Here is a 6,000-nt window from a genome sequence, read left to right on the forward strand (position 1 = left end):
GGCCGGCCGCGCAAAGGCCTAACGGAACGGCGGCCGCGGGCGACTACGTGAATCGAACGCCGAGGTCGTGGAGCCCGTCGTTGTGGCTCGCGACGTTGATAAGCAACGGGGTGAGCCCCTCGATCTCGGGCGCGTTGGCGATCCCGCCGGCGTCGAGCGCGCGGAGTCCCTCGATTCCCTCCGCGACGTCCGCGACCGTTCGCTTCGCGTCCTCGTCGTCGCCGATCACGAGCGTGTCGATCCCGAGGTCGGCGTCGAGGTTCGCGAGCCGGGCGGCCGCGAGGTTGTGGAACGCGCCGACGACGGCGACGCCCTCCGGCGCGGCGTCCGCCGCGATCCGCGCCACCGAGCCCGCGCCGGGCTTGTGGTAGTGGAACCCCTCGTCGTCGCGTTTCATCCCCGTCGCCGGCGAGACGAGGACGTCGCCGTCGTCCAACTCGTCCGCGACGGCCTCGACCGTGTCGCCGATGTGGTACGGCGGCACGGCGAGGACGACGATCGCGGCCGCGGCGGCGGCCGCCGCGTTCTCGGCGCCCTCGACCGCCGCGTCGAGGCCGCGGCTCTCCAGTTCGGTGGTGTACTCCTCGGCCTTGGTCTCCGCCTTCTCCGCCTCCCGCGAGCCGATCGAGACGCGGTGAGGGGTGTCGGCCGCCAGCCGGAGCGCGAGCCCCTCGCCGATGTCGCCGGTACCGCCGAGTATCGCGATCTTCATACGGTCTGTGGGGCCGCTCGCGTCTTATGGGTTCCGTGACCGGCCGTCCTCGCCACCGTTCGGATCGGGGACCGCCGTTCGGATCGGGAGCTTCTTTTCCGGCCGCGCAGAGGCGACGCTCATGGACGAGCAGGACCGCGTCGCCGCGTTCGTCGCCGAGCACGGGCTGGAGACCGACCTCGCGTACCGCGTCCTCGACTTGGAGAGCGAGGTCGGCGAGGTCGCGAAGGAGGTCGCGACCTCGACCGACTACGGGAGCGACCCGGACGCCGCCGCGATCGCGAGCGACGAGCTCGGCGACGCGCTGTTCGCGCTGCTGGCGCTCGCCGAGACCGCCGACGTCGACGCCGGCGACGCGCTCGCCGAGTCGCTGGCGAAGTACGAGCGACGGCTCGACGCGTCCGCCGACGCGGGGTCCGGTCGGTAGGGGCGGACTCGGGCGTCGGTTCAAGTGGGCCGGCCCCCTACCACCGTCATGGCCGACACTCCGTCGCTCGCGCTCCGCTACGTCGCCTGCGACGCCTGCGAGACGGTGTTCGCGCTGCCCGACGACCCCGAAGAGCCGGACGCCTGCGGGCGGTGCGGCGCCTCACCGCTCCGCGAGCTTCGGGGCGTCCGGGGGCCGGACGCTTACTTCGCGCCTTGATCCCGGCTCACATCGGGTCGCGTCAGCGGCTCACAGCAGGTCGTCCACGTCTGCTTCGCCGTCCGCGATCGCCCGCAGTTCCTCGTCGGAGAGCCGCTCGATCACGAAGTCGGGCATTCCCTCGGGGAGCCCCGCCGGGGCCGACCGCCCGCCGTCGGTCCCCATCGCGACCGCCTCGTCGCCCCCGTCGTCGTCGGCGCTCCCGACTCCCCCGACGTCGTCGCCCGTACCCAACCGGCGCACGGCGCGTTCCACCTCCTCGACCGTCTCGGCCTGACGCTCGCTCTCGGCCGCCAGCTCCCGCATCTCGTCGGAGACGCGGTTCGACTGCCGGACCACCTCGTCGACCGTGGCGGCGATTTCCTCGGCGGCGGCGGCCTGCTCGTCGGTCACGTCCGAGACCTCGTCGATGCCGTCCGCCGTCTCCGTCACCGCCTCGGCGATGGCGGCGAGACTCTCCGTCGCGTCGCCGACTCGCTCGCTCCCGTCGTCGACCCGCTCGGTCGTCTCCGAGAGGCTCCCGACGGTGTCCTCGGTGTCGGTCCGGATCCCGTCGACCATCGATTCGATGTCGCTCGCGTGTCGCTGCGACTCCTCCGCGAGCGACTTGATCTCGTCGGCGACGACACCGAAGCCGGCGCCGGCGTCGCCCGCGCGGGCCGCCTCGATCGAGGCGTTCAACGCGAGCAGGTTGGTCTGGTCGGCGATCCCGTTGATCGCGTCGACGAACTCGTCGATCTCCTCGACGCGGTCTTGGAGCGATTCGACGTCGTCGGCCACCTCGTCGACGGCGGCGCCGATGTCGTCCATGGCCGCCGCGGCGTCGTCGGCCGCCGCGCGCCCGTCGTCCGCCAGCGACTCCGCTCGGCCGCTCGTCCGTTCGACCTCGTCGGCGGTCGATGCCACCTCCTCGACCGTCGCCGAGAGGTTCGACACCTCCGAGGAGATCTCCGCCACCCGCTGCGACTGCTCTTCGGAGGCGTCGTCGACCGCGGCGGCGCTGTCGGCGGCGTCCGACGCCGACTCCCGGAGGTCGCCCAGCGGCTCCCGGACCTCGTCTTCCACCTCGGCCATCAGGCGCTCGTTCCGCTCGATCTCCTTCGAGAGCCTCTCGTTGTACGAGTGGATGTACGTGTCCGTGACGACCTGCATGTCGAGGTTGACGATCCGGAGGACGGAGAGGAGGTCCTCGATCGCGTCGTCGACTTCCGCTTCTATCGCCGCCTCGGTCTCGGCGTCGACGGCCCCGCCGTCAGCGTCGTCCGGTGCGCTCGGCGTCACCCCGTCCGCCCCGCCCGACAGCCGGTCCGTGAGCGAGTCGACGAGCCGGTCGCCGATGAGCGGGAGAATGAGGTCGTAGTACACGCCGTACTGGCCGAGGTAGTGTTTCATCGGCATCTCCAGCACGTCGTGGATCTTCCCGATCCGCGCCCGGTCCTCGAAGTACTCCTCACCGTAGTCGCCGCCCGCGAGCGTCACGAGGTACGCCGACTGCGTCCGCTTGAGCTGGTCGATCCCCTTATCAGAGCGGCCGATGACGTCGACGGTCTGCTCGTGACTGGTGAGATTCTCGTAGAAGTCTTCCGCGATCCGATCGGCGTTCTCCGCGAACGCCTCCTCGTACCGGCTCAGCCGGCGTTTGTCGTCCTCGTCGAAGCCGACGAACTCCTTGCGCCACCGGATCTCCTCGGCGTCGAGCCCGATGTCGTCCACCAGCGCCGCGGCGTCCACACCGGCGCTCAGTTCGCCCCGTCCGAAGTCTCCGCTCCCGTACTCGCCGGACTTACTCATACCGTCGCCCGCACGTCGGTGGAATATAACGTTGTGCGTCCGTTTTTCAGGACTGATACGTTTCGAGGGCAACGACCGGACCGCGGAGAGAGGAAGGCGATAATAAACAATCTCGCCCCGGATTCTCGCGGTCTGAGACCGCCTCGGTTCGCCCCGGCAGACGTCGACGTGGCCCCGGACGCGGCGACTCAGCTATCGACGATCTCCGAGTGCGGCGGCGGCAGGAGAACGTCGGTCCCCGGGTGCTCGCTCCGCCACTCGCCCCAAGTGGTCACCGTCGACGGAACGATCGGCAGCCGGTCGCCCGCCTCGGGACCGCAGATGGCCTCCCCGAGGATCTGGCTCCAGTAGCTCAGCGTCGCCTCGTCGTACATCACGAGGTTGCCACCTCGGGCTAGGTCGGTCTCCCCGCCCGTCCGTCCGGCACCGAACGTCCGGTTGTCCCGTTCGCTCGCGGCCTGCCGGATGGACTCGGGCTGCCAGAGCAGGCCGGAAACCAGGAACGTGGTCGGCTCGCCGTCGAGTCGCCGGTCGGCGACGAGGCCGCTGCGGCAGATCGGACAGTACGTGACGATCACCGGTCGACGCTCACCGCTATCGGTCCGCCCGAACGCGTCGTTGACGATCTCGTGAATGTAGAGGACCGCCAACGGGTACGCCCGCGTTCCGTCGGGGCCCTCCAGCCCGATGACCGTCTGTTCGGCGCTGAGCGTCGTCGCATCGTCGAAGCGATACTCGGGGGCCGGGGTTATCTCGTCCCAGTCGGGACCGAAGGCCGGGTCGGTGATGGCGGCGATACCGGGATCGGCTCTGATCTCCTCCTCGCAGATCGTAGACGGAATGCCGTATTCGGCCATCGCACTCGCGTTTCGGTCGGGGCCATCGTCGGTCGGCGTCTCGGACTGTTCGCTATCGACGGCACCGCCGCACCCGGCGAAGCCACTCATCCCCAGCCCGAGCGCCGAGAGGAGCGAACGGCGGTCCATGGCGGCCTCAGGAACCGCGTGCGCAAAACTCATACGCCGACGTGTTCCGCCGCCGCACCACCGCCGCGCTCAGCCGAGACCGAGCAGCGACAGCCCGCCGTACCGGAAAAAGAAGAGGTAGAGCTGGGCCAGTCCGGCGAGTGCCAGCAACGCCCCGGTGAGCCGTTCGAACCGGTTGCCACTGTCGGCGAGCCGCGTGACGAGCCGGTCGTAGCCGAGCGCGGTCGCTCCCGTGACGGCGACCATCAGGAGGACCATTCCGGTCGCGTAGGCGGCGAAGACGGTGATCGCGCCCACGGGACCGGCACTGAACGCGACGCCGGCGAGGCCGACGAACACGGGCGCGGTACACCCCGCGGCCGCCGCCGCGTAGACGACGCCGAACAGCAGGAAGCCGCTCTTGGACCGACGACGGGCCGGCAGTCGGATATGCACCGCGGAGACGCCGTACCGGCCGGTCGCGACGGCGCCTCCGAGGGCGACCAGTCCGGCGCCCACCACCAGCTCTAGGGCGGCGAGGTTCGACAGCGGTTCCGTCCCGACAACGGCCACGAGGAGGGCCAATGCGGCGTAGACGACGAGCATGCCGCTGCTGGTGAGGGCGGCCACGAGCCCCGCCCGTCGGAGCTGAACCCCCGCCGGTGCGTCGCCCGCCGCGTCGCCGAGGTAGAACGCGATGTAGCCGGGCAACAGCGGGTAGGCACACGGGGCGAAAAACGTCGCCACACCGGCCGAAAACGCGAACCCCAGACGAAGCGGCGCCAACTGACTCATGCGCCGGCGTCGTCAAGGGCGTCGGCGATGGTGTCAGCGGCTGCCAACCCGCTGTGGCGCCAGACCTCCGCGTTCTCGGTATCGAGCGCGATCAACGTCGGGATCCGTGTCACGTCGTATCGCTCGGACACGCGCAGGTCCGGATCCGTCGCGACCGGCCAGGTCCCCTCGTTGTCGCGCCAGAACCGCTCTACGGCCGCCTCGTCCGCCTCGTTCGTTATCGAGAGCATGTGGACCGCGGGATACTCCCGCTCGATGCGACGGAGTTCGGTCATCTGCGGCTCGCAGGGCGCACACCACGTCGCCCAGAAGTCGAGCAATACCACGTCGTCGACCGGGGCGACCCGAACCGAGCCGCCCGGCGAACCCGCGACGGCCAAGGTGTCGAGCGCTGAGGTCTCGTCCGCGGACGTACCGATGCATCCGGCGATCCCCGTCGCGGCAGCAGCGAGTCCCCCGGCGAGGAATCTGCGACGGGACGGCATACCGACCAGCACGATATCGCGCTAATTAGTTTTTCGCCGGTCGTGGCCCGTCGATACACAGCAGTGGCTCTCTCGGCGTCGTTACCACTCCGGTTCGGTCCCGCCGTCCGCTCTCGCGCTCGTGGCCGCGAGCTCCGCGAACTTCGCGTCGACCGGCGCCGGCTTCGACGTCGAGCGAGCGCTCGAACAGTGACCCCGACGCGGTCATCGGATTACACGACGCGGTTTCCGCCGACGAGTCGCGGTCACTCGCGCTCGCCCACCCCCAGCGCCGCGAGGTCGACGTTATCGGCGACGAGGTCGGCGGCGCGGTCGTAGGGAGAGCGGTCGTCGGTCGCGGCGGCCGCGTCCCCGTCCTCCCCGCCCGACCCGCCCGCCGGGCGGGTCGGGCGGGGAGGACGGGGACGCGGCCGCCGCGACCGACGACCGCTCTCCCTACGACCGCGCCGCCGACCTCGTCGCCGATAACGTCGACCTCGCGGCGCTGGGGGTGGGCGAGCGCGAGTGACCGCGACTCGTCGGCGGAAACCGCGTCGTGTAATCCGATGACCGCGTCGGGGTCACTGTTCGAGCGCTCGCTCGACGTCGAAGCCGGCGCCGGTCGAC

7 protein-coding genes are annotated in these 6,000 nt (G+C 70.5%); 2 read left to right on the forward strand and 5 right to left on the reverse strand.

The features are described from left to right. Positions 1-43: 43 nt before the first annotated feature. Positions 44-712, reverse strand: a complete 669-nt coding sequence (gene npdG, locus DJ81_RS13615; protein WP_094590150.1) for an NADPH-dependent F420 reductase — start codon at positions 710-712, stop codon at positions 44-46. A gap of 121 nt (positions 713-833) precedes the next feature. Here npdG and DJ81_RS13620 point away from each other — a divergent pair, with 121 nt between their 5' ends. Next, positions 834-1,139, forward strand: a complete 306-nt coding sequence (locus DJ81_RS13620) for a MazG nucleotide pyrophosphohydrolase domain-containing protein (RefSeq protein WP_094524293.1) — start codon at positions 834-836, stop codon at positions 1,137-1,139. Positions 1,140-1,187: 48 nt separating this feature from the next. Next, complete coding sequence (locus DJ81_RS19325) at positions 1,188-1,358, forward strand: hypothetical protein (protein WP_158217282.1); 171 nt, start codon at positions 1,188-1,190, stop codon at positions 1,356-1,358. Between the two features lie 30 nt (positions 1,359-1,388). Here the strand turns inward: DJ81_RS19325 and DJ81_RS13625 are convergent, their stop codons facing one another. From DJ81_RS13625 to DJ81_RS13640, 4 genes are all read right to left on the reverse strand, one after another. Then, positions 1,389-3,149, reverse strand: a complete 1,761-nt coding sequence (locus tag DJ81_RS13625) for a globin-coupled sensor protein (RefSeq protein WP_249269135.1) — start codon at positions 3,147-3,149, stop codon at positions 1,389-1,391. Between the two features lie 188 nt (positions 3,150-3,337). Beyond that, entirely contained in the window at positions 3,338-4,135 is a 798-nt protein-coding gene (locus tag DJ81_RS13630; protein WP_094590152.1) for a DUF3179 domain-containing (seleno)protein, read from the reverse strand. Positions 4,136-4,204: 69 nt separating this feature from the next. Continuing rightward, on the reverse strand, positions 4,205-4,909 hold the full coding sequence (locus tag DJ81_RS13635) for a cytochrome c biogenesis CcdA family protein (protein WP_094526968.1): 705 nt from the start codon (positions 4,907-4,909) through the stop codon (positions 4,205-4,207). Then, on the reverse strand, positions 4,906-5,394 hold the full coding sequence (locus DJ81_RS13640) for a TlpA disulfide reductase family protein (protein ID WP_094524296.1): 489 nt from the start codon (positions 5,392-5,394) through the stop codon (positions 4,906-4,908). Before DJ81_RS13640 ends, DJ81_RS13635 begins: the two co-directional genes overlap by 4 nt. Positions 5,395-6,000: the final 606 nt, after the last annotated feature.

Origin of the sequence: Halorubrum sp. Hd13 (genome assembly GCF_002252755.1) — an archaeon.
GTDB lineage: Archaea > Halobacteriota > Halobacteria > Halobacteriales > Haloferacaceae > Halorubrum.

Coding starts and splice junctions, on each gene's coding strand:
- npdG (WP_094590150.1), bottom strand. CDS start 712: ATGAAGATCGCGATACTCGGCGGTACCGGCGACATCGGCGAGGGGCTC.
- DJ81_RS13620 (WP_094524293.1), top strand. CDS start 834: ATGGACGAGCAGGACCGCGTCGCCGCGTTCGTCGCCGAGCACGGGCTG.
- DJ81_RS19325 (WP_158217282.1), top strand. CDS start 1,188: ATGGCCGACACTCCGTCGCTCGCGCTCCGCTACGTCGCCTGCGACGCC.
- DJ81_RS13625 (WP_249269135.1), bottom strand. CDS start 3,149: ATGAGTAAGTCCGGCGAGTACGGGAGCGGAGACTTCGGACGGGGCGAA.
- DJ81_RS13630 (WP_094590152.1), bottom strand. CDS start 4,135: ATGGACCGCCGTTCGCTCCTCTCGGCGCTCGGGCTGGGGATGAGTGGC.
- DJ81_RS13635 (WP_094526968.1), bottom strand. CDS start 4,909: ATGAGTCAGTTGGCGCCGCTTCGTCTGGGGTTCGCGTTTTCGGCCGGT.
- DJ81_RS13640 (WP_094524296.1), bottom strand. CDS start 5,394: ATGCCGTCCCGTCGCAGATTCCTCGCCGGGGGACTCGCTGCTGCCGCG.